Source organism: Billgrantia antri, from assembly GCF_017868935.1.
Taxonomy (GTDB): Bacteria; Pseudomonadota; Gammaproteobacteria; order Pseudomonadales; family Halomonadaceae; genus Halomonas; species Halomonas antri.
In genome coordinates this window covers 4,120,185-4,146,528 of record NZ_CP053383.1, presented here as the reverse complement: position 1 = coordinate 4,146,528, position 26,344 = coordinate 4,120,185, and the positions used below count along the sequence as shown (strand labels likewise).

Genomic DNA, 26,344 nt, shown 5'->3' with positions numbered 1-26,344 from the left:
ATGCCGGAGCCACGCCATGGACGCTCTCTATCGTGTCACCAACCGGGCCGCCGTCGGCCTGGCACTGCTGGGTACGCTCGGTATCCTGCTGATGGTGATCCACATCACCCTGGATGTGCTGCTGCGTACCACGTTGTCCGTGTCGATCCCCGCTACCGTCGAGCTGGTGACCCGTTACTACCTGATCACCCTGGCGCTGCTGCCGCTGGGTTGGGTGGAGTGGCGCAGGGAGATGATTGCCGTGGAGGCGCTGGAAGGGCTGATGAAGCCTTGGCTGCTGCGCCTTTCCGATGTGCTGGTATCGCTGCTCTCGACTGCGGTCTATGCGGTCCTGGCCGTGGCGACCTGGGGCAAGGCAATGGAGCAATACGCCATTGGCTCCTACGTGATGTCGCTGAACTTCCCCATGCCGGTCTGGCCGACCTACTTCGCCTTGCCCGTTGCCTTCGCCCTGGCGGCGGTGGTCTGCATGGTGCGCTTGCCGTTCCTGGCCAGAGGTGCGGTTCACCCCTCCAGCACGCCCGATGAAAGGTGATCTCCATGTCCGTTGATGTCGGCTTCTACGGCCTCGCCATCCTCATGCTGCTGCTGGCACTGCGTGTGCCGGTGGCGCTCGCCCTGGTGGTCGTTTCGCTGGGCGGCATGACGGTGATGTTCGGCTGGAACACCGCCATCGGCATGCTCTCTTCGACGCCGTACGAATTCATTGCCAAATGGACGCTCAGTGCGGTGCCGATGTTTCTGCTGATGGGCTTCGTCTGTTATCACACCGGTCTCACCAACGGGTTGTTCAGTGCCGCCAAGGTGGTGTTTCGCTGGCTGCCCGGAGGCGTGGCGATCTCGAGTATCGTCGCCAGCTCCGGTTTCGCCGCGGTGAGCGGTTCCAGCGTGGCCTGCTCGGCTGCCATGGGACGCATCGCCATTCCCGAGATGGTGAGTGGCGGCTACAAGCCGAGCTTCGCCTGCGGCACTATTGCCGCCGGCGGCACCATCGGTGCACTGATCCCACCCAGCATTCTGATGATCGTCTATGGCGTGTTCGCCCAGGTCTCCATCACCCAAGTGTTTCTGGGTGGCATTACTGTCGGCCTGCTGACGGCGCTGAGTTACAGCCTGGTGATCCTGCTGGTCAGCTGGAGGCGTCCCGACATCGTGCCGCGGGAGGCCGTGGGAGCCCGCGATATCACCGCTCGACAGGCGCTGCTCGATATCTGGCCGGTGCTGGTGCTGGGCGTGCTGGTGTTCGGCGGCCTCTTCTCGGGGTTCTTTACCGCCACTGAGGCGGGTGCCGTGGGGGCCGCCGGGGCGATCCTCATCGGCCTGCTGCTGCGGCGCCTGAACGGCCGGGCAATGAAGGCCGCGCTGCTCGAGACGCTTTCCACCACCTCGTCGCTGCTGGTCATCGGCGTCGGTGCCAGCATGTTCACGCTGTTCCTGAGTCTGAGCGGGCTGGCCGGCTACATCACCGGGGCGGTGACCGGCTGGGAGCTTTCCTACCTCGAACTGATGCTGGTGGTGGTACTGATCTATCTCTTCCTCGGGCTGTTCATGGAGCCCTTCGGCGCCATGCTGGTGACCCTGCCGGTGCTGCTCCCGGTCTTCGAGCTGTATGACGTGAGTCTGATCTGGTTCGGCGTGCTGCTGGTGAAGCTGCTGGAGATTGGCATGATCACCCCGCCGGTGGGCATGAACATCTTCGTGATCAAGGGCGTGGCGGGTCAGTATGCCTCGCTGATGGACATTTTCCGTGGCGTATCGACCTTCCTGGTGGCCGATATCGTCGTGGTGGCGCTGGTGGTTTTCTTTCCCCAGATCGTGCTGGTGCTGACCGGCGGCTGATCCAGTAAGGATGGCTGCGCGGCCAATCGTCAGCCTTCCTTCGGCTCAAATAGTTTGTTTATAAAACAATATATTTATTTCTCAATCACAAATTCCTCCCAAGGAGGCCGAGAGAGTGAACAAGGTCATCGACAGCACCACCGCCGCGGGCTTGATACAGGATGACGCCACCGTCATCTGGTCCACTGCCGGCCTGTGCGGCTTCGCCGAAGCCGTAGCCACCGCGCTGGAGCGGCGATTCCTTGAGACGGGTGCGCCCCGAAATCTCACCGTGGCGCACAGCTGCGGATGTGGCGATGGCAAACAACGCGGCATGAACCACCTGGGACATGCCGGCCTGGTCAAGCGGCTGATCAGCGGGCACACCGGCCAGGCCCCCCGCATGGGCGAGCTGATCCGCGAGAACCGCCTCGAGGGCTACCTGCTGCCGCAAGGCGTGCTGGCCCACCTGTGGCGTCACATCGCCGGCAAGAAGCCCGGCGTGCTCAGCAAGGTGGGGCTTGGCACCTTCGTCGACCCACGCCTCGAAGGCGGCAAGGCCAACGCGGCCGCAGTCGAGGAACTGGTCAAGCTGGTCGAACTCGAGGGCGAGGAGTGGCTGCTCTATCGCAGCTTTCCGGTGGACGTGGCGGTGATCCGCGCCACCACCGCCGACGAGCGCGGCAACCTGAGCCTGGAGCGCGAAGCGCTGTTCCTTGAGCAGCTCTCCATGGCCCAGGCGGCCCGCAACAGCGGCGGCATCGTCATCGCCCAGGTGGAGTACCTGGCCCAGCAGGGCAGCCTGCATCCCCAGCGGGTCAAGGTGCCGGGCGATCTGGTCGACTACGTGGTGGTGGCCGAGCCCGAACACCACATGCAGACCATCACCACCGGCTACAACCCGGCGCTTTCCGGCGATCTCAAGGTGCCGCTGGGCGGTATCAAGCCGATGGCGCTGGACCCGCGCAAGGTGATCGCCCGGCGCGCCGCCATGGAGCTGGTGCCGGGCGGAGTGGTCAACCTCGGTATCGGCATGCCCGAAGGGGTTTCCAGCGTGGCGGCGGAGGAGGGCGTCAGCGACCTGATGACCCTGACCACCGAACTCGGCACCTACGGCGGCGTGCCCGCCAGTGGCGGCGACTTCGCCACCTCCTACAACGCCGAGGCGATCATCGACCACGGTTACCAGTTCGACTTCTACGACGGCGGCGGGCTGGACGTCTGCTTCCTCGGCCTGGCCCAGACCGACCACGAGGGCAACCTCAACGTCAGCAAATTCGGCGACAAGGTGGTGGGGCCTGGCGGCTTCATCAACATCAGTCAGAACGCCCGCAAGGTGGTGTTCTGCGGAACTTTCACCAACGGCGGCGAGCTGGCGGTGGAGGATGGCCGGCTGCAGATCCGCCAGGAGGGCCACCGCCGTAAATTCGTCCAGCGCGTCGACCAGATCACCTTCAGCGGCCGCTATGCCCAGCAGACCGGCAAGCCGGTGCTGTTCGTCACCGAGCGCTGCGTCTTCGAGCTGATCGATGGCGAAATCACCCTCACCGAAATTGCCCCGGGCCTCGATGTCGAGCGCGACATCCTCGCAGCCATGGACTTCGTGCCGCGCATCGCCACAGAGCTGCGCGAAATGCCGGCCGAACTCTTCCAGCCCCGCTGGGGCGGCCTGCGCGTGCACCTGGCACGCGGCTGAACATCAGGAGATCGGACATGTTCAAGAACGCCTACATCCCTTACGGCGGCTACTACACCACGCCTTTCTGCAAGTGGATGGGCAGCCTGGCCAACGTCAACGCCATCGAGCTGGGCGCGGCCACCAGCAAGCGCTGGTTCACCAGCCGCGAAATCGACCCCGCCATCATCGACTACCTCTACCTGGGCGTGTCGGTGGGCCAGAAGTCGATCTTCTACGGCGCGCCCTGGGCCGCGGCCATGATGGGCGCCGGCCAGGCGCCGGGGCAGAACATCACCCAGGCCTGCGCCACCGCCACCACGGCGGTGTTCAATGCCGCCCTGGCGGTGGACTCCGGCAGCTTCGATACCACCTATTGCCTGCTGGCCGACCGGCCCTCCAACGGTCCGCACACCATCTGGCCGAATCCCAACGGGCCAGGCGGCGAGGTGATCGCCGAGAACTGGAACATGGACAACATCGCCGCCGACCCGGCCACCGGCAAGGACATGCTGACCACCGCCGAGAACGTGGCACGCGAGCATGGCTTCAGCCGCGAGCAGGCCGACGAGCTGACCCTGCGGCGCTATGAGCAGTATGCCGAGGCGCTGGCCGACGAGCGCGCCTTTCAGAAGCGCTACATGTTTCCGGTGGAGGTGGCTGTCTCGCGCAAGGAGACCAAGCTCGTCGAGGCCGACGAGGGCGTGACCGCGACCAGTGCCGAGGGCCTCGCCAGGCTGCGGGCGGTTCAGCCGGACGGCATTCATACCTATGGGGCCCAGACCCACCCGGCCGATGCCAATGCCGGCATTGTCGTCACCACTCGTGAGCGCGCCGTTGAGCTCAGCCGCGAACCACAGATGGCCGTGCAGGTAGTGGCCTACGGCCATGCCCGCACCAAGCCGGCCCACATGCCGATGGCACCGGCCGATTCGGTCAAGCGCGCGCTCGCCCGCGCCGATCTCCGGCTCGACCAAATCAAGACGATCAAGAATCACACGCCGTTCATCGCCAACGACCTGCACCTGGCCAAGGCGCTGGGGCTCGATGCCCACACCTTCAACAACTACGGCACCTCGCTGGTCTACGGCCATCCCCAGGCGCCGACGCTGGCTCGCCTGCTGATCGAAGCCATCGAGGAGACCGCGCTCAAAGGCGGCGGCTACGCCCTGGTCACCGGCTGCGCGGCAGGCGACTCCGCGGCCGCGCTGATCGTCAAGGTGGGCTGATTTTCTCCGGTTCTACGACCGGGAAAGCCCGCCAAGGGAGACGGCGGGTGTGAATGCAAGAAAGCAAGGGAGATGGGTTTCACGTTGTAGACGTCAACTAGAACAACACGGAGATGAATAATGAAATTGAATAAAAAAAGACTGGCCATGGCGGTCGCGCTTTCCGCTTTTTCGGCACAGGCGAATGCCCTGGATCTGGGTGAGGTCGGTGGCGCGAATCTGAGTATCGGTGGCTACGTCAAGGCGGAGGGAATCTTTACCGACCCCGATGGGGGCGACAGAAACTTCGATGCCAGTGCACGTCAGTCACGCATCAATTTCAAGGTCGACAAGGACATTCAAGGCCATAGCGTGACGGGCTTCATAGAGGGTGATTTCTGGGATAATGCCACGGATGCATCGGATACCAGTTACGCCATGCGTTTGCGCCACGCCTTCATCCAGGTCGACGACTTTACCCTCGGGCAGACCTGGTCGGGGCAGTTCTTTGCCAATGCACCATTTGACGTCGAGGTTCTCGATTTCTATGGCACGGGGGTCGGAAGCGTTTCCGGTAGCGGCGCGGTCGTACGACCCGACGTGGTGCTGCACTACACACCGGGTGGTTTCCGCTTCAGTCTCCAGGATCCGGTCTACCAGGATGCCGATTTCCCGGACATGGTCGCCTCCTACACTTACCGCACCGAGTCGGGACACGCTTTCAATGCCGCGGTTACCGGGCGGGAGGTCGAGACCGGCATCGACGATTCGGAATTCGGCGCCGCGTTTTCCCTCGCTGCCAAGTTCAACTTCGGTGATACCGCTCTTGCGCTGGGCGGCTACACGGGGAAAGGCAACAACGTCTACTCCGGCTGGGGGTATAATGGGGCAACGAACCCCAGCACAATCGCTGCACGCGGGGAGGTCGATGCGTCTGGCGATCTGGTGAGTACGACAGGGTTGAGTGCCGGTCTGAGCCATCGCTTCAGTGACCGACTCCGGGGCAATATTCGCTATGCCCAGGTGGAAGCGGACGAGGTGGCGCCGACCGTTGCCGACGACACCCTCCAGATGGTTAACGTCAATCTGATCTATACCTACTTGCCCAACCTGGACTTCGGCATCGAGTGGCGCGACCGCAATGCGACGACCATGCCGCTGCGTCCGGCTGGGCAACAGGTGGAGTTGATGGCGATGTACAAGTTCTGAGGAAATACCTGGCCCTTGTTTCGATCGCAATCGTTGGGGCGAATCATTGATGTTCAATGATTCGCCCCTTTTTGCTGGCAGCCGGAGGGCAACAATCTGGGCAGCCTGTCGGTCATCAGGCAAGCCGGTAGGGTAGGTCGTGTTTATCTGAACGTTGCCTGGGAGCGAGAGCAGCAGCGGTGGCGGCCCGATCTGTGTGTGTCTCGTTCGCGCAGGTTTAGAATCCCTGCTCGGGAAAATGGCTCAGCACCGCGCCGGCATGGCGCAGGGTATGGCCGTAGGCATGAGCGTGAGGGGCCTGGGTGGCCAGGTAGAAGCGGGCCAGTTCTATCAGGCTCAGCAAGTACTCGGCGTCACCCTCTCTTTGCTCATGCCGGGCCTCGGCGGCCAGCGCCAGGCGCGCCATCTGCCAGGCACCGCAGGCGGTGCCCAGCAGATGCAGTAGCGGCACGGCGCCGGCGAAGAGCACAGCGGTGTCGGCCTGGTGGACGAGCAGCCAGTCGACACTTTCGTCGAGCAGGGTGGCCTGGTCGTCGAGTGCCCCCGCCAGGTCGCCGAGTCGCTCATGGGCACGGAGCCGGACGGCGGTCTCGCGAATATCACCGATCAGTTCGCGCAGGGTGGTGCCGTCTTCGCGCAGGATCTTGCGCCCCAGCAGGTCGTTGGCCTGGATGCCGGTGGTGCCCTCGTAGATGGTGATGACGCGGGCATCGCGGAACAGCTGGGCGACGCCGGTCTCCTCGACGAAGCCCATGCCGCCGAACACCTGGATGGCCTCGTCGCAGAGGTCGTTGCCGACCTCGGTGCACCAGCCCTTGGCCACCGGCATCAGCAGATCGACGTAGCGCCGGTGCTTGTCGGCGACCTCGGCGTCGGGGTGGTGGCGGGCGATATCGAACCAGCCGGCGGCGCTGTAGAGCAGGCCGCGCATGGCCATCAGCCGGGCGCGCATCGAGACCAGCATGCGCTTGACGTCGGGGTGGACGAGGATCGGCCTGCCGCTCTCACCGCTGACGATGTCGCGACCCTGGACGCGTTCGCGGGCGTAGGCGAGTGCGGCCTGATAGGCGCGCTCGCCGAGGGCCACGCCCTGCACCCCGACGCTGAAGCGGGCATCGTTCATCATCACGAACATGGTGGCCAGGCCCTGGTGCGGTTCGCCCACCAGATAGCCCAGCGCGCCCCCATCGTCGCCGTAGCTGAGGGTGCAGGTGGGGCTGCCGTGGATGCCCATCTTGTGCTCGATGGCGATGCAGCGGATATCGTTGCGCTGCCCCGGCTCGCCCCGCTCGTCGAGCAGGTACTTGGGCACCAGGAATAGCGACAGCCCCTTCACCCCGGGCGGGGCGTCGGGCAGCCGGGCGAGTACCAGATGCACGATGTTGGGGGTGAGCTCGTGCTCGCCGTAGGAGATAAAGATCTTTTGCCCATACAAGCGAAACGCGCCGTCTTCCGTGGGCTCGGCGCGCATGCGCGTGGCGGCCAGGTCGGAGCCGGCCTGGGGCTCGGTGAGGTTCATGGTGGCCGCCCACTCGCCGCTGACGATCTTGTCCAGCCAGGTGGCCTTCTGTTCCTCGCTGGCGGCGATGGTCAGCGCTTCGGTCTGGCCGACGTTGAGCTGGGGCAGCATGGCGAAGGCCATGTTGGCCGAGAACCACATCTCCCACACCGGGGTGGAGACCAGCTTGGGCAGTCCCTGGCCGCCGTGCTCCGCGGGCAGGGAAAGGCCGATCCAGCCGGCCTCGCGGAACTGGTCGTAGGCCGCCTGCCAGCCCTCGGGCGCGACCACTCGCTCGCCTTCCAGGCGACAGCCCTGCTGATCGCCGACCGGGTTGAGCGGAGCGAGCACGCCGGAGGCAAACTTGCCGGCCTCCTCCAGCACGGCGTTGACCAGATCCGGCGAGGCATCCTCGCATTCGGGCAGCTTGCCGATCCGCTCGAGACCGGCCAGCTCCTCGAGGATGAACTGCATATCGCGCAGCGGCGCTTGGTAATCAAGCATGATGCCCTTTCCGTATCTCGTTTTGTGAAAAAGGGAACGCGGATTTATGTCGCGAGCGAAGAGAGGCTGGCCGCTGCCGGAGCGCAGCATCCGGAGTTGACTGATTGCTCAATGAGGATTGCTAGCACCGCCAGCGGCCAGGATATCGGGCGCAGTAATAAATCAGGTTTCCTTACCGAGGGGCCATGCGGATAGCGCCATCCAAGCGAATGGTCTCGCCGTTGAGCATGGGGTTGTCGACGATATGGCAGGCCAGGCGCGCAAATTCGTCGGGCTTGCCAAGGCGGCTGGGAAAGGGAATGGAAGCCGCCAGCGATTGCTGCGCTTCCTCCGGCAGGGCTTCCATCAGCGGGGTCCGGAACAGCCCCGGGGCAATGGTCATCACGCGGATGCCATGGCGCGCCAACTCCCGGGCGATGGGCAGGGTCATGGCGACGATGCCGCCCTTGGAGGCCGCATAGGCGGGCTGGCCAATCTGGCCGTCGAAGGCGGCTACGGAAGCGGTATTGATGATCACCCCGCGCTCGCCGTCGGCCTGAGGCTCGCCCTTGGCCATGGCCGCGGCGGCCAGGCGCAGCATGTTGAAGCTGCCCAGCAGGTTGATGTTGATGATGCGCGAGAAAGCCTCCAGCGCTAGCGGTTCGCCGTGACGGTCGACCACCTTGGCGGGATCGCCGACCCCGGCGCAGTTGACCAGCCCTTGCAGGCCGCCGAAGGCGTCCACGGCCAGTGCTACCGCGGCTTCGGCATCAGCCTCACGGGTGACGTCGGTACGCTGGAACAGCGCGCGATCGGTGGCGCTCCTGGCGTTCAGCTCGCCTGCCAGCGCCTCGCCGCGCTCGGCATTGAGATCGACGATCACGAGGTTGGCGCCGGCATCGTGCAAGGCACGCGCGGTGGCTTCTCCCAGCCCCGAGGCGCCGCCGGAAACGATGAACGTGTTGTCCTGAAATTTCATGATGTCCTCCTCAGGTACGTGGGCCCTGGCCTTTCTTCTTGAAAAAATCCCCGATACGTTCGGCGACCTCGGGGCTGGTCTGGGTCAGCGCGGCGGTCAGCGACTCGACGAACAGGCCGTCGTCGCTGGCCATGTTGTCGATACGCGAGATGGCGGAGACCATGGCCCAGTTGGCCATGGGGGCGTTCTCGGCGATGCGGGCCGCCAACTGGCGCGCCTTGTCGAGGCTCTCGCCCTCGCCGACCACATAGTGGGAGAGGCCGAGTCGCTGGCCCTCGTCCGCCGCCATGACCCGGCCGGTGAGCATCATTTCGCACATGCGGCCGGGACCGATGATGTTGGCCACCCGCACCGAGGCGCCGCCACCGACGAAGATGCCGTGGCGCCCCTCGGGGAGTTGATAGACGGTACTGGTCTCGGCGACTCGCACATGAGTGGCGGTGGCAAGCTCCAGGCCGCCGCCGATGACGGCACCCTGCATGGCGCTGACCACCGGAATGCCGCCGTTCTGCAACCGATCGAAGATGCGATGCCAACTGCGGGAGTGCTTTACCACGCCAAAGGGCTCACGGTGCTGGTGTTCGGCCAGGTCGAGCCCGGCGCAGAAGTGCTTGCCCTCGGCAGCAAGAACGATGACCCGGGCATTTTCAGGGGTGGCGGTCAGTGCCTCTTCCAAAGCGCTGAGCAGGCGATCGCTGACGGCGTTACGTTTCTCCGGTCGTGCCAGCGTGATGGTGTAGATGCTGTCATCCATAGACTTCTTGACGAGAGTTTCGGTCATGGGGGCCTCGGCAGTGGTTCGTCAGGCTGAGCGCTTGTTGTCCACAGATACTGTTGTGATTATAAACAGTATAAAGACTACAGCACCATCCCCGACGGGTCATTCTTGCTCTGTTACGTCTTTGGTCTAGTGCGGACTTCGGCGTGGGGCGTAACGAAAACGGCGGCCCGAGGGCCGCCGCCGTAGTGCTATAGGGCCACCGTCACTCGGCGAACATCTCGAAGACCATACCGCGCAGCCAGCGGTTGCCGGCATCCTGATGGAAGCGCCTGTGCCAGAAGAGGTTGATCGGAATCTCGGGGAAGGGCACGGGGTGCTCGCGCATCGCCAGCCGGAACCGCTCCCGGGTCACCTCGGCCAGCTTGTCGGTGACCGTCACCACCAGGTCGGTGCTGCTGACGATATAGGGCACGGCGGCGAAGTGGGGCAGCTCGAGCCTGACCGGCCGGGTGATGCGGGACCGGGCCAACTGCTCCTCCACGATGCCATGGCCGGTGCCCCGGGCCACCACCACGGCATGCTGGGCGGCGGCGAAGGCGTCCAGGTCGAACTCTCCCGCTGCCAGGGGATGGTCGGCTCTCATCAGGCAGACATAGCGCTGCACGAAGAGCCCCTGCTGGTAGAAGCCGGCGCCGAGCTGCGGAATCAGGCCGATGGCCAGGTCGATTCGTCCGTCCTCCATCTCGCGCTTCAGGTCCTCGTTCTGGCTGCGTACCGTGTTCAGGGCGATGCCCGGCGCCTCCCGGGCCAGGCGCTGGAGCAGGCGAGGCAGGAAAACGATCTCGCCGATGTCGGTCATGGCGATGTTGAAGGTGCGCTCGCTCACCGCCGGGTCGAAGTCGTCCGGCCGGTTGAGGGTCTCCTGCAGCCGGGCCAGGGCCTCGGCGATGGGCGGATGCAGGCGGGAGGCCAATGGTGTCGGCATCAGGCCCTTGGAGGTACGCTCGAAGAGCTCGTCGCCGAGCAGGGTGCGCAGCCGTTTCAGGGCGTGACTGACCGCGGGCTGGGTGAGCCCGAGGCGTAGCGCCACGCGCTGGGTGTTCTGCTCCTGGTAGAGGAGGTCGAAGACCACCAGCAGGTTCACGTCGATCTCCGACAGCTTGATCATGGCGTTCTCGTCGTCAGCGGGTGTCTTCCGGCCGTTCGTGGCATTGGACAAAGGTCGAGGCTCGAAGGATCGGAATCATCCAGATTCTTGTTTTACCGGCTTATTAGTCGTGCTTATGCAGTGAATGCAGGGTGCTGTGTGGTCCCCAGCGAGGGGTGTGCCTAGCGTAAGGACACATCCTCCGGCCACTTCACGGGAGCACGACCATGGTATCCAACCTCCAACCAAAACGCCTTTCCATCGGCATCGTCGGCGGCGGCATCGGCGGTGTGGCCTTCGCCGTGGCCCTGTCGCGGGATGCCGGCCTCGACGTCCAGCTCTTCGAGGCCGCACCGCAGTTCTCCGAGATCGGTGCCGGCGTCTCCTTCGGACCCAACGCCGTGCGGGCCATCTCCCTGCTCGGTCTGGAGAGTGCGTATCGCCGCATCGCCGACTCCTCCCCGGCTCCCTTCGAGGATGTCTGGTTCGAATGGCGGCGCGGCCGCGACGACGCCTACCTGACCGCTTCCCTGGCGCCGGGCTGCGGGCAGTCCTCGGTGCACCGCGCCGACTTCCTGGACGCCATCGTCGCCAATCTGCCCGAGGGCATCGCCCGCTTCGGCAAGCGCTGTGTCGAGGTCAGGCAGGATGACGACGGCGTCGAGGTGGACTTCGAGGATGGCAGCCGCCATCGCTGCGACATCCTTATCGGCTTCGATGGCATCAAGTCGGCGATGCGTGACCATGTGCTACCCCCCGAGCAGTACGGTGACCTCGGCCCCTTCTGGAGCGGCACCTATGCCTATCGCGGCATGATCCCCACCGGGCAACTGGAGGCGGCCATGGAGGCCAGGGGAGCCGACCGGCGGCTGGCGCTGGTGCCGCAGATGTACCTGGGCCCCGACCGTCACATCCTGACCTTCCCGGTCAAGCAGTCCGAGCTGATCAACGTGGTGGCCTTCATCACCGATCGCTCCACCCCCAATCCCCGGCTGCCCGAGGGCGAGGAGTGGGTCAAGGCCGTGGCCCAGCAGGAGTTGCTGGAGGTCTTTGCCGATTGGAGCGCCGCTTCCCGGGCCATCCTGGGCTGCATTCCCGAGCCGACCCGCTGGGCCCTGCATGAGCTGCCGGAGCTGCCCTTCTATCACCGCGGTCGGGTGCTGATCGTGGGGGATGCGGCCCATGCCATGGTGCCCCACCAGGGCGCGGGAGCCGGCCAGGCGTTGGAGGACGCCTACGTGCTGGCCAGCCTGCTGACCGATACCTCCTGTACCCGGCAAAACGCCCAGCAAGCACTGGCTGCCTTCGAGGCGGTCCGCCACGCGCGCGCCTGCAGGGTACAGCGTACCTCTCATGAAGCAGGGGACCTCTACGAGTACAGCGCGCCGGGAATTGGCGCTGACGAGGCACGGCTCGCCGCCGATCTGGAGACCCGTTTCGACTGGCTCTGGAACCATGACCTACGGAATGACGTGGCTGCGGCCAGAGTGCGCTTGGGGTGGGAGTCGGCGGACTCTTTCGCAACGGCCTGACCCCGCGCTGACATGGGAGGTTAATCCCAAACCCCTGAAGACAACGATAACAACCCCTGGAGCACACCATGACACATATCGAGAAGGGGGTGGGCCTTCGGACCGCACCTCGAGACTTCTTGCGTGATCTCAATATCGACAATCTCAGCGCCGGACTCGTTGCCGGGATATTCGGCCTCAGTGCCGGCATTATTCATATCAGCGCTGGCACTGCTGCCGGTCTTGATTCCCACTTCCTCTTGATTTGGGTCGTCAGCTACCTGCTGATCAACGGCCTGTTCGGTCTGGTCGTGCCGGCCTACTACCGATTGCCGTTGCCCATGGCCAACTCCATTCCCGGCGCGCTGCTGTTCGCGGCGGTGATTCCAGTGGTCGGGCTGGAAGCGGCCCTGGGGGCGACCCTCATCGCCGGTGCCATCTCCCTGGTGGCCGGATTGGCCGGGGTGATGGGCATCGTGATGAAGCTGATCCCCATGCCGATCGTGATGGGCATGGTCGCTGGCATCCTGCTCAAGTTCGGGCTCAACATGGTGGCGCCGCTGGAGAGTGCCATGTTGCCGGCGGCCATCATGATCCTGGCCTTCTTCATCTCGGCGCGGCTGCTTCGTAGGGTACCGCCGCTGATCGTGGCCATGCTGGCCGGTATCGCCTACATGGCCTATTCCGGCGTCGACTTCTCCGGGGTGGCGTTCTCGGTGACCTTCCCCGAGTTCATCGTGCCCGAGTTCACCCTGCAGGCCTTCCTGGCCTATGGTCTGCCGCTGGCGCTGATCCTGGTGGGTATGGAGACGCCGGCCGGGGTGGGCCTGGTCAAGGGCATGGGCTACAAGGCGGTGCCGGCCAACGCCATCACCACTGTGGGTGGCATCGGTACCATGATCTCGGCCTTCTTCAACCTGCACAGCACCTGTATTGCGGCCCCGGCAACGGGTATCTGCGCCTCTCCCGAGGCCGGCGATCACGATAAGCGCTGGGTGGCGGCGGTGATCACCGGGGCAGTCTTCATGCTGGGCGCCCCCTTCTACGGCTTCATGGTCAGCCTGATCCAGGCCATGCCGGGCTACTTCATCGCCATCATCGCCGGCCTGGCCCTGGTCCGGGTCATCACCTCGGCGATGCAGGTAACGTTCTCGGGCAAGCACGAGATGGGGGGAATATTCGCCTTCCTGATCGCAACTTCCGGTCTGCAGATCCTGGGCATCGGCGCATCCTTCTGGGCGTTGGTGCTGGGGGTGTTCGTCTCGCTGCTCTTCGAGACGCGGGATTTTGGGTTCGGCACTGCCCGGTTGGTGACCGGCAAGGTGTCATTGAGCAAGAAGGCTGGCTGAAGCTTCGCCAAGAACACCGACGGCGGCCCGAGGGCCGCCGTCGGGGGGGAGGTTTGGCGAGCGCTGTCAGGCAGTACACTCCTCCCGCAGAGCCATGGCGGCCTCGTAGATCTCACCGGCCTCGCCGCCGACTTCCTCCAGATAGCCGTCGATGGTTTGCTGCAGCACCGGGCCCCAGTCGGGGTGGTCGAGGGCATCCTCGATGACCAGGAATTCGTGGCCGGCTTCCTCGGCGTCCTCGCGTCCCTGGCGGATCAGCTCGTCGTAGACGGCAGCGGCGCGCAGCGACCACTCCATGCCGCTGTGGTCGTCGATCACCTGCTGCAGGTCCTCGGGCAGGCCGTCATAGGTGCGCTGGCTCATGGTGACGAACAGCGACAGGTCGTAAAGCGGCACCTCGGTGTGGTAGCTGGCCAGCTCGTTGAGGTGGAAGGTCTTCATGCCCTCCCAGTTGAAGCTCAGGCCGTCCACCACGCCACGCTGCATGGCGGTGAAGACATCCGGGGCCGGCATGCCCACGGCCTGGGCGCCAAGGCGGTTGAACATGTCGCCGACCACCGGCGTAGGGCGGCGCAGGCGCAGTCCTTCCAGGTCCTGAGGGGTCTCGATCAGGCGCTCCTTGGTATGCAGGTAGCCGGGGCCGGTGGTGAACAGGAACAGCGGCCGGGTATCGGCGTATTCCTCTTCGAAGTGCCCCTGTTCTTGGAGCGACTGCAGAATACACGAGCCCTGGCGGCTGCTGGCCGAGACGCCGGGAAGTTCGGCCACCTGGGTCAGCGGAAAGCGCCCGGCGTTGTAGCCCTGCGCCGAGGCCCCGATGTCGGCGACGCCGGTGACGACGCTTTCGTAGGTCTTGTCGGACTTTGCCAGGGTCTGGCTGGGATAGACTTCAACTTTCAGACGGCCATCCGAGGTCGCTTCGACGCTCTCCGCCCAGGCCTGGAACAGCTCGCGGTCGATCAGTGAGCCGCCGGGCCAGACGTGGGCGATGCGCAGGGTAGTGGCCTCGGCCAGGGCCGGTGTGGCCAGAAGAGCGGCGGCCAGCGCACTGGATAGGGCGATTCGGTTCACGGTCTTGCTGGGTGTCATGGGGGTGTTCCTCTTGTCGTTATGGAGTAGTGAGGGGGGCTGGTCAGAGGTCCAGCACCAAGACCTTGCTTTTGGCTCGTGAGCAACAGGGGGTGAACTGGTCGTTGGCGGCGTGCTCGTCGTCGTCCAGGTAGAGGTCACGGTGGTCGGGCTCGCCCTCGAGCACCCGGGTCAGGCAAGTACCGCAGACCCCCTGTTCGCAGGAGACCATGATCTCGATGCCGTTCTCGGCGAGCACCTGGTGCACCGTCTTGTCGGCGGGCACGGTGAAGCTGGCGCCGCTGCTGGCAATCTTGACCTCGAAGCTGCCGTCGTCGCTGGTGTCGGCCACGGCGCCGGCGAAGTACTCGGTGTGCAGCTGATGGCTAGCCCAGCCATGGGCCTTGCAGGTCGCCAGCACGAAGTCGATAAAGCCCTTCGGGCCGCAGATATAGATCTGGGTCCCGGGGTCGGGGGTGCCGACCAGGGGCTCCAAGTCGAGCTTCTGTTCGGGCTCGCCGTCATCGAAGTGAAAATGAACGCGCTCGGCGAAGGTTCCCTGGCGAATGCGCTCGAGAAACGCCGTGCGCTCGGCGGCGCGCGTGCAGTAGTGCATCTCGAAGTCGGCGTCGGTGTGCGCCAGGCGTTCGGCCATGCACAGGATCGGCGTCACGCCGATGCCGCCGGCGAACAGCAGGGTGCGCTTGGCGTGCTCCAGCGGGAAGTGATTCTTGGGTGCGCTGATCTGGATCAAGTCGCCCACCTGAATCTCCTCGTGCATCGCCACCGAGCCTCCGCGCGAGGTCGGGTCGCGCAGTACGCCGATCAGGTAGCGGTCGCGCTCTTCGGGATGGTTGCACAGCGAGTATTGCCTGATGAGCCCCGGCTTGATCTGCACATCGACATGCGCCCCGGCGCTGAAAGCCGGCAGCGGCCGGCCGTGGGGGTCGGCAAGCTCGAAGGTGGCGATATCCCGGGCTTCGTCGTGACGCGCCTTGACCTCGACGATCAGCGAGAGGGGCGTGCCGCTCATGCCGTGGCCCCCGCTTTATCGGCTTCCTGCTCCTCGACGAGGATGCGGTCGATGATGCGCCTCGCCTGAACGCCGCCGCCGTCGATGTTGAGCTTGAGCAGCTGGCGGTCGGGATAGCGCAGCAGGTTGCGCTGCTGGGCCTCGAGCATCTCCAGGTCCTCGGCGAAGATCTTGCCCTGGCCTTCGCGGATCTTGGCGGTGAGTTCGGCGTCCTCGGGCTTGAAGTTGCGCGCCATGCCCCAGAAGTACCAGATCGAGGTGTCGGTCTCGGGAGTGATGAAATCGACCACGATGCTCGATGCCTTGACCTCCGCCGGGGCGTCATAGCCGCCGTTGCCGGCATGGGCCACGCCCACGTCTATGTGCACGTGGCTCGGCGGGGTGAAGCGGCAGATCTGCCAGCGATCCACCGGCACGTCGTCGGCCAGGCCACAGCCGCGCAGGGCTGCCTGCCAGAAGGGAGGGGCCGGGATATTTTCCATGTGTCGGCTGGTAATGACTTCCTCGCCATTGACGGAAGTCTCGGGGGCGGCCTCCTCGATCTCCGGCTGGCCGATGCTGGAGGCGTGCACATAGGTCTCATGAGTCAGGTCCATGAGATTATCAATCATCAGGCGATATTCGCAGCGGACGTGGTAGAGCCCGCCGCCATAGGCCCAGTCGGGGCTATTGGCCCAGTGCAGCTCGGGGATCAGGTTCGGGTCGGCCTTGTCCGGATCGCCCGGCCAGAGCCACACGAAGCCGTGACGCTCCTCCACCGGGTAGGCGCGGATGCTCGGGAAGCCACGCACCCGCTGGCCCGGCATGCTGGCGCACTTGCCGTTGCAGCCCATTTCCAGGCCGTGGTAGCCGCACACCAGCTTGCCGTCGCGTACGAAGCCCAGCGACAGCGGGGCTCCGCGGTGGGGGCAGAAGTCTTCCACTGCGGCCACGCGGCCTTCGTCGCCACGAAAGAAGACGATCGGCTCGTTGCAGATGGTACGCCCCAGCGGTTTCTCCTCGATCTCGTCCGGGGTGCAGGCGACGTACCAGGCATTCTTGGGATAGGGGGCGTGGGAATGGGGGGCTTGATGCGTCACGGCTCTCTCCTTTGGGGTATTGGCTCATGTCGTGGCATGGAGCGGCGCTACCCTCTATGTCAGGAATGTCTACGGTCAGGAACGTTATGTTTGGATCCAAAGTAGAGCTTCATGCCGTATAATAGGTCAACTTATGCTTTAGTTGGATCCAAGTCCGAATCAACAAGAATGTGCAAGGGCATCAAGGAGATCGGGTGAGTAACAGCGACAAGAGCGTGGTGAGTCGGTTGCGCAAGCTGATCGGCGAGGGGGCCTACCAGCCGGGCGAGCGCCTCGGCGAGGTGGCGGTTTCCGAACAGTTGGGGGTCTCGCGGACGCCGGTGCGCCTGGCCTTTCGTACCCTTGAGCAGGAGGGGTTGCTGCAGAGGGCAGGCAAGCGAGGCTTCATGGTGCGGGAGTTCACCGAAGCAGACGTGCTCTGTGCGGTGGAGGTTCGCGGGGTGCTGGAGGGGTTGGCGTCCCGGCGTCTGGCCGAGCAGGGACTTTCACCGGCGCTGGATGCCAAACTGGAAGTTTGGATCCAAAAGGGGCGGGAGCTGCTGGCCAAGGGCTACCTCGAAGAGCGCGACGTCGACGTGTGGAGCGAGCTCAATCGGCATTTCCACGAGACCATCGTCGGCTCCTCCGGCAGCCCGGTGATCGGCGATGCCATCGCGCGCAACAATCATCTGCCCTTCGCCGCGGCGGACTCCATCGTCATCGACAGCGAGGCGCTGGATCGCGAATACCGCAAGCTGCAGCTGGCCCAGGTGCAGCATGAACTGGTGGTGCAGGCGCTGCGCCACGGCGAGGGCGCCCGGGCCGAGATGCTGATGCGCGAGCATGCTTTCATTGGCCTGCGCTATGGGGAGTTGTTCGGCCTGGGTGGGTAAATCCGCCCAGGTGACCGGGTGCCGTGAGCAGCGAAAAGTCCAAGAAAGCGAGCCGAAAATCCTGGTAAGCCGTGGGTTTTTGCCAGCAAATGTGCGCGATGGGAAAAAATCCTGACGACATCGACTAAAGTCGATTAACGAGGTCGTCGGTAGTGAGGTAGTTTAGCCGATAATACGAACGTAAATTCGTATAGCGAACAATCGATATGTTCATTACAACGATCTCCTGGAGGCACCCATGAACCGTGTCCTGTCCCGCTGCCTGCTGGCAGCCTCCATCGCTGCCATCACCACCGCTTCCGCCCAGGCCGCGACTACCCTGCGCATGGCCCACTTCTGGCCGGGTGCCTCGGGCATCAACCAGGACATCTTCGAGGCTTGGGCCGACACCATCGAGGAGGAGTCCGGCGGCGAGCTGCGCGTGGAGATGTTCCCTTCCGGTACCCTGGCCAAGCCCGACGCCATCTACGAGGCGGTAGGCAACGGCATCGCCGATATCGGTGCCACGGCACAGGGCTACACCGCCGGCCGCTTCCCGCTGTCGCAGATCGTCGAGCTGCCCGGCGTGGCGACCAATGCGACCCAGGGCGCCTGCGTGCTGCAGACGCTCTACGACGACGGCCATCTCGACGAGGAGTATGCCGATACGCGGCCGCTGTTCATGTTCACCACCGGGCCGGGCGGAATCCACACCATCGATACCGACGTTCAAGTGCCGTCCGACCTCGAGGGACTGCGCATTCGCCGCCCCACTGCCGTGGCCGGCGAGATGCTCGAGGCCATGGGCGCCAACCCGGTGGGTATGCCGGCGCCGGAAATCTACACCGCCATGCAGCGTGGCGTCGTCGATGGCCTGAGCTTCCCGTGGGAGGGCCTCAAGGGCTTCCGTATCAACGAGCTGGTCAACTATCACACCGAAGTGCCGTTCTACACGCTGATCTTCGTCGCCACCATGAGCCAGAACAGCTACGACCGGCTCAGCCCCGAGCAGCAGGCGGTAATCGATGCCAACTCCGGCATGAAGTGGGCCGAGAATGCCGGCGCCGTGTTCGACCGGCTCGACGTCGAGGGCAAGCAGGAAGCCAGGGACGCCGGCCACACCATCCGTGAGATCGAGAACCCGCTGGAAAACCCGGACTGGCAGGCGCCGCTGGAGCTGGGGATCGAGAGCTACCTCACCCAGGTCGAGGAGCGTGGTCTTCCGGCGCGAGAGGTCTACGAGGCCGCGCTTGCCGCCAGCGAGTCCTGTGCGGAAGATCAGGGGTAAGCCATGCAGGCGTTCCTCGAACGGGCCAGCCACTGGCTGGCCCTCGTTTGTCGTGTCGTCGCCGGCATCGCCTTGCTGGCGCTGCTGACGGTGACCATCGCCGATGTCGGCACACGTTATCTCTACCGTCTGACCGAAGGAGCCATTGCCCTGCGCGTAACCGGCAGCGTGGAACTGGTGAGCTACCTGATGCTGTGTTCGCTGCTGGCGGCCATGGCGGCCAACGTAGAGAAGAGCCAAGTGGTGGTGGAAGCCTTCTCCCATGGCCTCGCCCCTGCCATCAAGCATCGCCTGCACGGTTTCTATCTGCTGGGCTTCGCCGCGCTGGGGCTGGTGCTCTTCATCGGCCTGCTCGACTCGGCCACGGCGGCGACCCGCCACGGTGAGGTCACCCAGGACCTGCGTCTGCCCATGGGGCCCATCTACCAGGCGGCCGCGCTGCTCAGCCTGCTGCTGGGCCTGCGCAGCCTGATCCATGCGCTGCTTGGTGCAGTGTTCGGCAGCGAACAGGAGGTCTCCCATGGGGAGTGAAATGATCGGCGCCATCGGGCTGGGCATGCTGCTGGTGCTGATGGTGCTGCGCGTGCCCGTGGCACTGACCATGCTGACGGTCGGGGTGGTGGGCTTCGCCCAAGTGATCAGTTGGGATGCAGCCATCGCCCAGGTCAAGACGGTGCCGGTGGAAGTGCTCTCCAACTACAGCTTCAGCGCCGTGCCCATGTTCATCCTGATGGGCGTGCTGGCGGCGCACTCCGGCATGGCCGGCAAACTGTTTGAATCTGCACGCAGCATCTGCGGCGGGTGGAAAGGGGGGCTGGCGATTTCTGCCATTGGCTCATGCGGGGTCTTCTCGGCGATCTCCGGTTCGTCGCTGGCCACTGCCAGCACCATGACCCGCGTGGCGCTGCCGGAGATGGAGCGCTACGGCTACAACCGCGGCCTGGCTACCGGGGCGCTGGCCGCCGGCGGCACGCTCGGCATCATGATCCCGCCCTCCATCGCGCTGCTGATCTACGCCATCCTCACTGAGCAATCGGTGGGCGACATGTTCATGGCCGGCCTGGTGCCGGGGCTGATGGGGCTGGTGATGTATGCGCTCACGGTCAGCGTCGTGATGCGCCTGCGCCCCTCCCTTGCTGTGGCGGGAGAGCCCACGCCATGGAAGGAGAAGCTGCTGTCGATGGGCGGGCTGGTGCCCTTCTTCGCCGTGTTCCTGGTGATGATCCTGGGCATCTACTTCGGCGCCTTCACTCCCACCGAGGGGGCTAGTGTCGGGGCTTTCGCCACGCTGCTCTATGCCCTGTTCAAGGGCATGCGCTGGAGCGGGCTATGGCATAGCGTGCAGGAGACCCTGGCGCTCTCCGCGGTGGTGTTCTTCATGCTGGTAGGGGCCGAGACGCTGGGCTACTTCATCTCGGTGTCGCGGATCTCGTTCTCGATCAGCGACTTCCTCTACGGCGCGGACCTGGCCCCGATGGTGGTGGTGCTGTGCATCCTGCTGCTCTACTTCGTGCTGGGGATGTTCATGGACTCCATCGCCATGCTGGTGATCACGGTGCCTGTGGTGTACCCCATCATCCAGTCGCTGGGGATCGATCCGGTATGGTTTGGCATCGTGACGGTGCTGACCGTGGAGCTCGGGCTTATCACCCCGCCGGTGGGCATGAACGTCTTCGTGATCAAGGCGATGGCGCCCCATGTGGGGCTGGGCGAGATCTTCCGCGGCGTGGCACCTTTCATCGTCTCGGACTTCGTGCGCCTGGCGCTGCTGGTGGCCTTCCCGGTACTGACCACGCTGTTCCTGCTCTAAGTTCGACGCAACGACGCAGTGCCCTGCAAACCGGGCGCTGGGTCATGACGCCGCCCCCGCTCAGCTGGCCTGATCGGGGGCGTCTTGTCTCTGGGCCTCGGCGGCATGCTGCCGCACCCGGAAGTCTCGCGGTGAGAGGCCGGTATTGCGCTTGAAGAAGCGGGTGAAGTAAGCCGGCTCGGAGAAGCCGAGGCTGTCGGCGATCTGGCTGATGGTCATGTTGGTGTAGGTGAGCTGGCGCTTGGCTTCCAGCAACAGGCGTTCGTGCAGCAATTGCAGCGCGCTGCGGTCCGCCAGGCGGCGGCACAGCGTGTTGAGATGGGCGCTGCTCATGCCGAGCTGCTCGGCAAACCGCTCGATGCTGGGCTGCTGACGATACTGCGCCTCGATCAGCGCCTGGAAACTCGCCAGCCGTTCGTGTCCACGGTCGCGTTGGCGCAGGCCGGAGGGGGCGTGCGATTCGGCTTGCCGGGAGAGTTCGATTACCAGGGCCTGGACCTGGGACTCCAGCATGCGGTCGCGTCCCGGCGCGGGCTGACGGTATTCCGCATCGATCTGTTCGACCAGGGCGGCTAGGCGTTGGGCCTTTCGAGGCTGTTCGAGCAGATGATAGTCGGCGTGCCGCAGCACGCTGGCCTGTTCTTCGAGGCGTTGGCCAAGCTGCTCGGCCAGCGGCTGCGCCAGGGTCACGATGTGGCCCTGGATATCCTGCGAGAAGCGAAAGCCGTGGATGGTCATCGCCGGGACCACGATCACCAGAGGACCATGAAGGGTGTGCTGCGTGCCTTCCAGCTCCAGTTCGACTCGGCCATTGGCGATGTGCAGTACGTGCACCAGGTCTGCGTGCCGGTGGGGGCGGATGTGCCAGTCGTGCAGCCGGCTGCGCTCGGGGATCGACTCGCAGTGCAGCAGGTCGGGTGTCGGCCAGTGACGGGTTTCGCCATAAAGCTTGAAAACGGGAACGGATGTCTCCGTTGGCTGGAACATGCTCGCCTCCTGCCTGGCGGGTACGACCAAAGTCGGCCGGCATGGCTTGAAAAGTCCAAGTGATAAAAAGGATCTTGCCTTAAAGCGCGTCCCTTTTCATTGAAAAATGCAACTCATGTCATCCCGGACGAGACAATGAGGCATAGCTCATGAAAACCCAAGTCGCCATCATCGGTGCCGGCCCCTCCGGGCTGCTGCTGGGCCAACTGCTGAGCCGCCAAGGCATCGACAACGTGATTCTCGAACGCAAGAGCGGCGAGTACGTGCTCAGCCGAATTCGCGCCGGGGTGCTGGAGCAGGGCATGGTCGACCTGCTGCGCGAGGCCGGTGTCGATGCGCGCATGGATGAGGAGGGCCTGCCTCACGATGGCGTCGAGCTGGCCTTCGACAATCGCCGCGTACGCGTCGACCTCGCCGGGTTGACCGGCGGCAAGACGGTGATGGTCTACGGCCAGACGGAAGTGACCCGCGACCTGATGGAGGCTCGCGAGGCGAGCGGCGGCACGACGATTTACGAGGCGGACAATGTGCAGCCGCATGATCTTGAAAGCGACGCCCCTTATGTCACCTTTGAGAAGGACGGCGAGAGCGTGCGCCTCGACTGCGACTACATAGCCGGCTGCGACGGTTTCCACGGCGTCTCGCGCCGGTCGATCCCCAAGGATCGCATCAAGGAGTTCGAGAAGGTCTACCCGTTCGGCTGGCTGGGCCTGCTCGCCGACACCCCGCCGGTCGCCGACGAACTGATCTACGCCCGCCACGAGCGCGGCTTCGCTCTGTGCAGCATGCGTTCGCCCACACGCAGCCGCTACTACGTCCAGGTGCCGCTCGACGAAAAGGTCGAGGAGTGGTCCGACGAGCGCTTCTGGGACGAGCTCAAGCGGCGCCTGCCCGAGGACGTGGCGGCCAAGCTGGTTACCGGGCCTTCGCTGGAGAAGAGCATCGCCCCGCTGCGCAGCTTCGTGGTCGAGCCGATGCAGTACGGCAAGCTATTCCTGGTGGGTGATGCCGCCCATATCGTGCCGCCTACCGGGGCCAAGGGGCTCAATCTCGCCGCCAGCGATGTCAATACGCTCTATCGGCTGATGGTCAAGGTGTACCAGGAAGGCCGCACCGACCTGATCCCCAACTATTCCCAGACCTGCCTCAAGCGCATCTGGAAGGCCGAGCGTTTCTCCTGGTGGATGACCTCGCTGCTGCACAAGTTCTCCGACGAGGAGGGCTTCGAGACCCGCATGCAGCAGGCCGAACTCGACTACCTCACTTCCTCGGAGGCGGGCCTCAAGACCATTGCCGAGAACTACGTCGGCCTGCCCTACGAGTCGCTGGAGTAACACCTCTCTCCCATGTTTCCTCCTTGACCCGGGCGCTGGCAGTTGGCCCGGGTTTTTTCTTGGGTAGGCAAAACCCTGGTAAGACTAAGGTCGGGTTTGGGGCAGTAGATTAACCCAGTACTCTCGTTGTTACCGCGAATAAATGTGCGCTTTGCGAACATTTCAACAAACGACAACTAAGGTGGCGTGATGACGAACTTCCTGAAAAAAGCGTGCCTGGCGGCATGTGGTAGTGGTCTGGCGATGGCAGTCTCCGTCTCGACGGTCCAGGCCAATGAATGGCCGACCGACGACGTGCGTCTCGTCGTTCCGTATGCGCCGGGTGGTACCACCGACGTTCTCTCGCGCCGCGTCGCCGACCTGCTGCAAGAAGAGCTGGATGCCAACGTGGTGGTCGAGAATCGCCCCGGCGCGGGTTCCACCGTGGCCACCGGGCGCCTGGCGCGCGGTGGCCGCGATGTCGACCACACGATCCTCATGGCCTCCCCAGGCCACACCATCGGCGCGGCGATCTACCCCGACCTGGCCTACGATCCGGTCGAGGACTTCGTCTTCCTGCAGAACCTGATCGACATTCCGAACGTCATGGTGGTGCCGGCCGATAGCCCCTACGACAGCGTGTCCGAATTTGTCGAGGCGGCCAAGGAGCAGAACATGACCTTCAGCCACAGCGGCGTGGGCAGCTCCATCCATATGTCAGGCGAGCTGTTCAAGACCCTGACCGAGACCAACATGACGGCCGTGCCGTTCGCCGGCAGCGGCGCGGCCTTGCCAGCCCTGCTTGGCGGCGACGTCGACGTGTCGTTCGAGAACATGCCGACCGTGCTCTCGCATATCAAGTCTGGCGACCTGAAGGCCCTGGCCGTCACCTCCGCCGAGCGTTCCGAACACCTGCCCGACGTACCGACCCTGCGCGAAGTGGGCGACTACAACCTCGATCAGTTCGTCACCACCGCCTGGTTCGGCCTGATCGCCCACGAGTCGTTCCCCGAGGAAGCGCAGGACGCCATGCATGAAGCGCTCGGCGCCGTGATGCAGCGCGAGGAGTTCGTCAACTTCGCCGATCAGCTGGGCGCCGAGCCGGGCCAGGTGGCCGGCGAGGAGTTCAAGCAGTTCATCGCTCAGGAGGTGGAGCGCTGGCAGGACGTCGCCGAGCAGGCTGGCATTAGCCAGTAACACCGGAAACGACCCAGCGATCATCGAGGCGAGGGCTTTGTCCTCGCCTCACCTGTTTCTTCAGCGAGGTGGTTATGTCGACACCCGTCAACAAGCGCGGTGGGCCGATCCGCGATCCGGGCGACGTCCTGGCAGGGGGCTTGCTGCTGATTGCTTCCGTGATTCTGCTGTTCTATCTGGTGCCCAACTACATCAATGAGCCGCCCATCCTGCAGAACCCGATGATGTCGCCGCGCTGGCTGCCGCGCATCGTGGGCGGGCTGCTGCTCGGCTTCTCTCTTCTGCTGATCGTGCAGGGATTGATGGTTGATGGCACTGGCAAGGAGGACGGTCGCCGCATCGAGAAGGGGCCGCGGCGCCGCTTTGCCCTGATGGTCGTGGCGCTGGTGGTCTACGTGGCCCTGTTCGAGGCGCTGGGTGCGGTGATCAGCGGTATCCTCGCCACCCTGATCCTGTTCGTAGCCCATCCGGTGCGTACCTGGTGGGTCTATGGGTTGGCCATTGTCTTTCCCGTCGTCGTCACCTTTCTTTTCGTCAAGGTCATGAACGTGCCGCTACCGGTGATGCCTTTCTGATGGCAGATCGCACAAACCTGCTACTAGGTGACGTATGGAAATCGTTTCGGAAGTCCTGCAGCTCTTCCTCCATCTGGAGAATTTCCTGGCCATCGCGCTGGGCGTCGTCATCGGGGTGGTGGTAGGCTCCATCCCCGGTCTGACTGCCACCATGGCGGTGGCACTGGCCCTGCCGTTCACCTTCTCCATGCAGCCGGTGGCAGCCATCCTGCTGCTGGTTGGCATCTACAAGGGTGGTATGTACGGCGGCTCGATCACCGCTATCCTGATCCGTACGCCGGGCTCGCCCGCCTCGGCCTGCACCCTTCTCGACGGCTACCCCATGGCTCAGCAGGGGCACGCCAAGAAGGCGCTGAAGACGGCCCTCTACTCGTCGGTGATCGCCGATTTCATCTCCAATATTGCGTTGATTTTCTTCGCCGCCTACTTGGCCAAGATCGCCCTGAACTTCGGCGCCCCGGAGTTCTTCTGGCTGATCTGCTTCTCGTTGACCATCATCATCTCACTGGCCAGCGGCTCGATGATCAAGGGGCTGTTGGCGGCGTTGATGGGCATCCTTCTCTCGCTGGTGGGGCTGGATGAGGTCTTCGGCTCCCAGCGACTCACCTTCGGCAACTACAACCTGATGGACTCGATCTCGTTCATTCCGTTGCTGATCGGGTTGTTCGCCATCCCCGAGATCATCGAGTTCTACCGCAGGAAGGCGCTGCCGCACATCAAGGCCAAGGCCAGCGGGGCCGGTCTCTCGCTGGCCGAACTCAAGCGCTGCATGAAGAGCATCATCCGCGGCAGCCTGATCGGCGTGATCATTGGCGCCATTCCCGGCACCGGCGCAACCGCCGCGGCCTTCATCTCCTACAGCGACGCCCGGCGCCGCTCGCCGCGGCGCGACAACTTTGGCAAGGGCGAAGTGGAAGGCGTGGCCGCCTCGGAGGCGGGCAACAACGGCGTGGCGGGGGCGACCATGATTCCGCTGCTGTCGCTGGGCATTCCCGGCGACGTGATCACCGCGATTATCCTCGGTGCCTTCATGGTGCATGGCTTGACGCCGGGGCCGATCCTGTTCCAAGAGAATCTGCCGCTGATCTACGCCCTGTTCATGGGCATCATGTTTAGTTCGCTGGTGCTGGTGGTGGTGGGCAACGGCGCGATCAAGTATTTCTCGCTGATCGCCGACATTCCCAAGGAGATCCTCTTCCCCATCGTGTTGATGTTTTGCGTCTACGGCGCCTACGCGGTCAACAACGATACCTTCGACGTGTGGCTGATGCTGGGCTTCGGTGTGCTCGGCTATGTCTTCAACCGCGCGGCGATCCCCGCTGCCCCGTTCCTGATCGGCTTCATCCTCGGACCGATGTTCGAGGATAACCTTCGCCGCTCGCTGCTGATCGGCGGCAATGATCTGGCGATCTTCGCGCGCGGTCCGATCACCTGGTTCTTCATCGCCTTGACGCTGGGCTCGATCCTGCTGGCGATCTATCGCTATTTCGTGGCGCGCCGCCAGTCCGCCCGCACCGCTTCGACACAGGAGACACCATGAGCACC

Annotated in this window: 23 protein-coding genes; 15 read left to right on the top strand and 8 right to left on the bottom strand. The window is 64.4% G+C overall.

The window, feature by feature from the left end:
* Nucleotides 1-16 precede the first annotated feature (16 nt).
* The 5 genes from HNO53_RS19275 to HNO53_RS19255 all read left to right on the top strand — a co-directional run bounded on the left by HNO53_RS19275 (nt 17) and on the right by HNO53_RS19255 (nt 5,910).
* The gene (locus tag HNO53_RS19275; protein ID WP_209474388.1) at nt 17-535 is read left to right on the top strand and encodes a TRAP transporter small permease; all 519 of its coding nucleotides are present in this window, start codon (nt 17-19) and stop codon (nt 533-535) included.
* A 5-nt stretch (nt 536-540) separates the two neighbouring features.
* The gene (locus tag HNO53_RS19270; protein ID WP_209474386.1) at nt 541-1,839 is read left to right on the top strand and encodes a TRAP transporter large permease; all 1,299 of its coding nucleotides are present in this window, start codon (nt 541-543) and stop codon (nt 1,837-1,839) included.
* Nucleotides 1,840-1,954: 115 nt separating this feature from the next.
* On the top strand, nt 1,955-3,514 hold the full coding sequence (locus tag HNO53_RS19265) for an acyl CoA:acetate/3-ketoacid CoA transferase (protein WP_209474384.1): 1,560 nt from the start codon (nt 1,955-1,957) through the stop codon (nt 3,512-3,514).
* Nucleotides 3,515-3,531: 17 nt separating this feature from the next.
* Nucleotides 3,532-4,722, top strand: coding sequence for a thiolase family protein (locus tag HNO53_RS19260; RefSeq protein WP_209474382.1), 1,191 nt, complete (start codon nt 3,532-3,534; stop codon nt 4,720-4,722).
* A 120-nt stretch (nt 4,723-4,842) separates the two neighbouring features.
* Nucleotides 4,843-5,910, top strand: a complete 1,068-nt coding sequence (locus HNO53_RS19255; protein ID WP_209474380.1) for a porin — start codon at nt 4,843-4,845, stop codon at nt 5,908-5,910.
* A 217-nt stretch (nt 5,911-6,127) separates the two neighbouring features.
* Here HNO53_RS19255 and HNO53_RS19250 read toward each other — a convergent pair whose 3' ends face one another.
* The 4 genes from HNO53_RS19250 to HNO53_RS19235 form a co-directional block, all read right to left on the bottom strand.
* Nucleotides 6,128-7,912, bottom strand: coding sequence for an acyl-CoA dehydrogenase (locus HNO53_RS19250; RefSeq protein WP_209474378.1), 1,785 nt, complete (start codon nt 7,910-7,912; stop codon nt 6,128-6,130).
* Nucleotides 7,913-8,084: 172 nt separating this feature from the next.
* Entirely contained in the window at nt 8,085-8,870 is a 786-nt protein-coding gene (locus tag HNO53_RS19245) for an SDR family NAD(P)-dependent oxidoreductase (RefSeq protein WP_209474376.1), read from the bottom strand.
* Between the two features lie 10 nt (nt 8,871-8,880).
* The gene (locus HNO53_RS19240) at nt 8,881-9,651 is read right to left on the bottom strand and encodes a crotonase/enoyl-CoA hydratase family protein (RefSeq protein ID WP_209474374.1); all 771 of its coding nucleotides are present in this window, start codon (nt 9,649-9,651) and stop codon (nt 8,881-8,883) included.
* A 202-nt stretch (nt 9,652-9,853) separates the two neighbouring features.
* Nucleotides 9,854-10,759, bottom strand: a complete 906-nt coding sequence (locus HNO53_RS19235; protein WP_209474373.1) for a LysR substrate-binding domain-containing protein — start codon at nt 10,757-10,759, stop codon at nt 9,854-9,856.
* 206 nt (nt 10,760-10,965) lie between these two features.
* Here HNO53_RS19235 and salA point away from each other — a divergent pair, with 206 nt between their 5' ends.
* Complete coding sequence (gene salA, locus HNO53_RS19230) at nt 10,966-12,270, top strand: salicylate 1-monooxygenase (RefSeq protein WP_209474371.1); 1,305 nt, start codon at nt 10,966-10,968, stop codon at nt 12,268-12,270.
* A gap of 68 nt (nt 12,271-12,338) precedes the next feature.
* Nucleotides 12,339-13,598, top strand: coding sequence for a benzoate/H(+) symporter BenE family transporter (locus tag HNO53_RS19225; RefSeq protein ID WP_209474369.1), 1,260 nt, complete (start codon nt 12,339-12,341; stop codon nt 13,596-13,598).
* A gap of 66 nt (nt 13,599-13,664) precedes the next feature.
* Here the strand turns inward: HNO53_RS19225 and HNO53_RS19220 are convergent, their stop codons facing one another.
* Genes HNO53_RS19220 through HNO53_RS19210 form a run of 3 tightly spaced genes read right to left on the bottom strand, consistent with a single transcriptional unit; the run spans nt 13,665 to nt 16,778 of the window.
* A complete protein-coding gene (locus HNO53_RS19220; RefSeq protein ID WP_209474368.1) occupies nt 13,665-14,687 on the bottom strand; it encodes a TRAP transporter substrate-binding protein in 1,023 nt (340 codons plus the stop codon).
* A 43-nt stretch (nt 14,688-14,730) separates the two neighbouring features.
* The gene (locus HNO53_RS19215) at nt 14,731-15,699 is read right to left on the bottom strand and encodes a PDR/VanB family oxidoreductase (protein WP_209474366.1); all 969 of its coding nucleotides are present in this window, start codon (nt 15,697-15,699) and stop codon (nt 14,731-14,733) included.
* The gene (locus tag HNO53_RS19210; RefSeq protein WP_209474364.1) at nt 15,696-16,778 is read right to left on the bottom strand and encodes an aromatic ring-hydroxylating dioxygenase subunit alpha; all 1,083 of its coding nucleotides are present in this window, start codon (nt 16,776-16,778) and stop codon (nt 15,696-15,698) included. The genes HNO53_RS19215 and HNO53_RS19210 overlap by 4 nt, the downstream gene beginning before the upstream one ends.
* Nucleotides 16,779-16,972: 194 nt before the next feature.
* On the opposite strand from HNO53_RS19210, the gene HNO53_RS19205 reads away from it, so the two are divergent.
* The 4 genes from HNO53_RS19205 (at nt 16,973) to HNO53_RS19190 (ending at nt 20,727) form a co-directional block, all read left to right on the top strand.
* Complete coding sequence (locus HNO53_RS19205) at nt 16,973-17,650, top strand: GntR family transcriptional regulator (RefSeq protein ID WP_209474362.1); 678 nt, start codon at nt 16,973-16,975, stop codon at nt 17,648-17,650.
* A 238-nt stretch (nt 17,651-17,888) separates the two neighbouring features.
* Nucleotides 17,889-18,917 carry a TRAP transporter substrate-binding protein gene (locus HNO53_RS19200; protein WP_209474360.1) on the top strand — a complete coding sequence of 343 codons (1,029 nt, stop codon included), beginning with the start codon at nt 17,889-17,891 and terminating at the stop codon, nt 18,915-18,917.
* Nucleotides 18,918-18,920: 3 nt separating this feature from the next.
* Nucleotides 18,921-19,448: a TRAP transporter small permease gene (locus HNO53_RS19195; protein WP_209474359.1), complete on the top strand. Its 528-nt coding sequence runs from the start codon at nt 18,921-18,923 to the stop codon at nt 19,446-19,448.
* The gene (locus HNO53_RS19190) at nt 19,438-20,727 is read left to right on the top strand and encodes a TRAP transporter large permease (RefSeq protein WP_209474357.1); all 1,290 of its coding nucleotides are present in this window, start codon (nt 19,438-19,440) and stop codon (nt 20,725-20,727) included. Before HNO53_RS19195 ends, HNO53_RS19190 begins: the two co-directional genes overlap by 11 nt.
* Nucleotides 20,728-20,787: 60 nt before the next feature.
* Here the strand turns inward: HNO53_RS19190 and HNO53_RS19185 are convergent, their stop codons facing one another.
* Nucleotides 20,788-21,714, bottom strand: a complete 927-nt coding sequence (locus HNO53_RS19185; protein ID WP_209474355.1) for a helix-turn-helix domain-containing protein — start codon at nt 21,712-21,714, stop codon at nt 20,788-20,790.
* Between the two features lie 149 nt (nt 21,715-21,863).
* Here HNO53_RS19185 and pobA point away from each other — a divergent pair, with 149 nt between their 5' ends.
* From pobA to HNO53_RS19165, 4 genes are all read left to right on the top strand, one after another.
* On the top strand, nt 21,864-23,048 hold the full coding sequence (gene pobA, locus HNO53_RS19180; protein WP_209474353.1) for a 4-hydroxybenzoate 3-monooxygenase: 1,185 nt from the start codon (nt 21,864-21,866) through the stop codon (nt 23,046-23,048).
* A gap of 189 nt (nt 23,049-23,237) precedes the next feature.
* Complete coding sequence (locus HNO53_RS19175) at nt 23,238-24,224, top strand: Bug family tripartite tricarboxylate transporter substrate binding protein (RefSeq protein WP_242597477.1); 987 nt, start codon at nt 23,238-23,240, stop codon at nt 24,222-24,224.
* A gap of 74 nt (nt 24,225-24,298) precedes the next feature.
* On the top strand, nt 24,299-24,799 hold the full coding sequence (locus HNO53_RS19170) for a tripartite tricarboxylate transporter TctB family protein (protein ID WP_209474351.1): 501 nt from the start codon (nt 24,299-24,301) through the stop codon (nt 24,797-24,799).
* 34 nt (nt 24,800-24,833) lie between these two features.
* Nucleotides 24,834-26,339 (top strand): tripartite tricarboxylate transporter permease, encoded by a 1,506-nt coding sequence (locus HNO53_RS19165; RefSeq protein ID WP_209474349.1) that lies wholly within the window; start codon nt 24,834-24,836, stop codon nt 26,337-26,339.
* The last annotated feature ends 5 nt before the right edge of the window (nt 26,340-26,344 follow it).

What these genes read in the sequence shown, in the direction of transcription:
- pobA (WP_209474353.1), top strand. Translation starts at nt 21,864, where the DNA reads ATGAAAACCCAAGTCGCCATCATCGGTGCCGGCCCCTCCGGGCTGCTG.
- HNO53_RS19245 (WP_209474376.1), bottom strand. Translation starts at nt 8,870, where the DNA reads ATGAAATTTCAGGACAACACGTTCATCGTTTCCGGCGGCGCCTCGGGG.
- salA (WP_209474371.1), top strand. Translation starts at nt 10,966, where the DNA reads ATGGTATCCAACCTCCAACCAAAACGCCTTTCCATCGGCATCGTCGGC.
- HNO53_RS19250 (WP_209474378.1), bottom strand. Translation starts at nt 7,912, where the DNA reads ATGCTTGATTACCAAGCGCCGCTGCGCGATATGCAGTTCATCCTCGAG.
- HNO53_RS19275 (WP_209474388.1), top strand. Translation starts at nt 17, where the DNA reads ATGGACGCTCTCTATCGTGTCACCAACCGGGCCGCCGTCGGCCTGGCA.
- HNO53_RS19165 (WP_209474349.1), top strand. Translation starts at nt 24,834, where the DNA reads ATGGAAATCGTTTCGGAAGTCCTGCAGCTCTTCCTCCATCTGGAGAAT.
- HNO53_RS19235 (WP_209474373.1), bottom strand. Translation starts at nt 10,759, where the DNA reads ATGATCAAGCTGTCGGAGATCGACGTGAACCTGCTGGTGGTCTTCGAC.
- HNO53_RS19185 (WP_209474355.1), bottom strand. Translation starts at nt 21,714, where the DNA reads ATGTTCCAGCCAACGGAGACATCCGTTCCCGTTTTCAAGCTTTATGGC.
- HNO53_RS19195 (WP_209474359.1), top strand. Translation starts at nt 18,921, where the DNA reads ATGCAGGCGTTCCTCGAACGGGCCAGCCACTGGCTGGCCCTCGTTTGT.
- HNO53_RS19255 (WP_209474380.1), top strand. Translation starts at nt 4,843, where the DNA reads ATGAAATTGAATAAAAAAAGACTGGCCATGGCGGTCGCGCTTTCCGCT.
- HNO53_RS19270 (WP_209474386.1), top strand. Translation starts at nt 541, where the DNA reads ATGTCCGTTGATGTCGGCTTCTACGGCCTCGCCATCCTCATGCTGCTG.
- HNO53_RS19240 (WP_209474374.1), bottom strand. Translation starts at nt 9,651, where the DNA reads ATGACCGAAACTCTCGTCAAGAAGTCTATGGATGACAGCATCTACACC.
- HNO53_RS19215 (WP_209474366.1), bottom strand. Translation starts at nt 15,699, where the DNA reads ATGAGCGGCACGCCCCTCTCGCTGATCGTCGAGGTCAAGGCGCGTCAC.
- HNO53_RS19260 (WP_209474382.1), top strand. Translation starts at nt 3,532, where the DNA reads ATGTTCAAGAACGCCTACATCCCTTACGGCGGCTACTACACCACGCCT.
- HNO53_RS19175 (WP_242597477.1), top strand. Translation starts at nt 23,238, where the DNA reads ATGACGAACTTCCTGAAAAAAGCGTGCCTGGCGGCATGTGGTAGTGGT.
- HNO53_RS19200 (WP_209474360.1), top strand. Translation starts at nt 17,889, where the DNA reads ATGAACCGTGTCCTGTCCCGCTGCCTGCTGGCAGCCTCCATCGCTGCC.
- HNO53_RS19190 (WP_209474357.1), top strand. Translation starts at nt 19,438, where the DNA reads ATGGGGAGTGAAATGATCGGCGCCATCGGGCTGGGCATGCTGCTGGTG.
- HNO53_RS19170 (WP_209474351.1), top strand. Translation starts at nt 24,299, where the DNA reads ATGTCGACACCCGTCAACAAGCGCGGTGGGCCGATCCGCGATCCGGGC.
- HNO53_RS19220 (WP_209474368.1), bottom strand. Translation starts at nt 14,687, where the DNA reads ATGACACCCAGCAAGACCGTGAACCGAATCGCCCTATCCAGTGCGCTG.
- HNO53_RS19225 (WP_209474369.1), top strand. Translation starts at nt 12,339, where the DNA reads ATGACACATATCGAGAAGGGGGTGGGCCTTCGGACCGCACCTCGAGAC.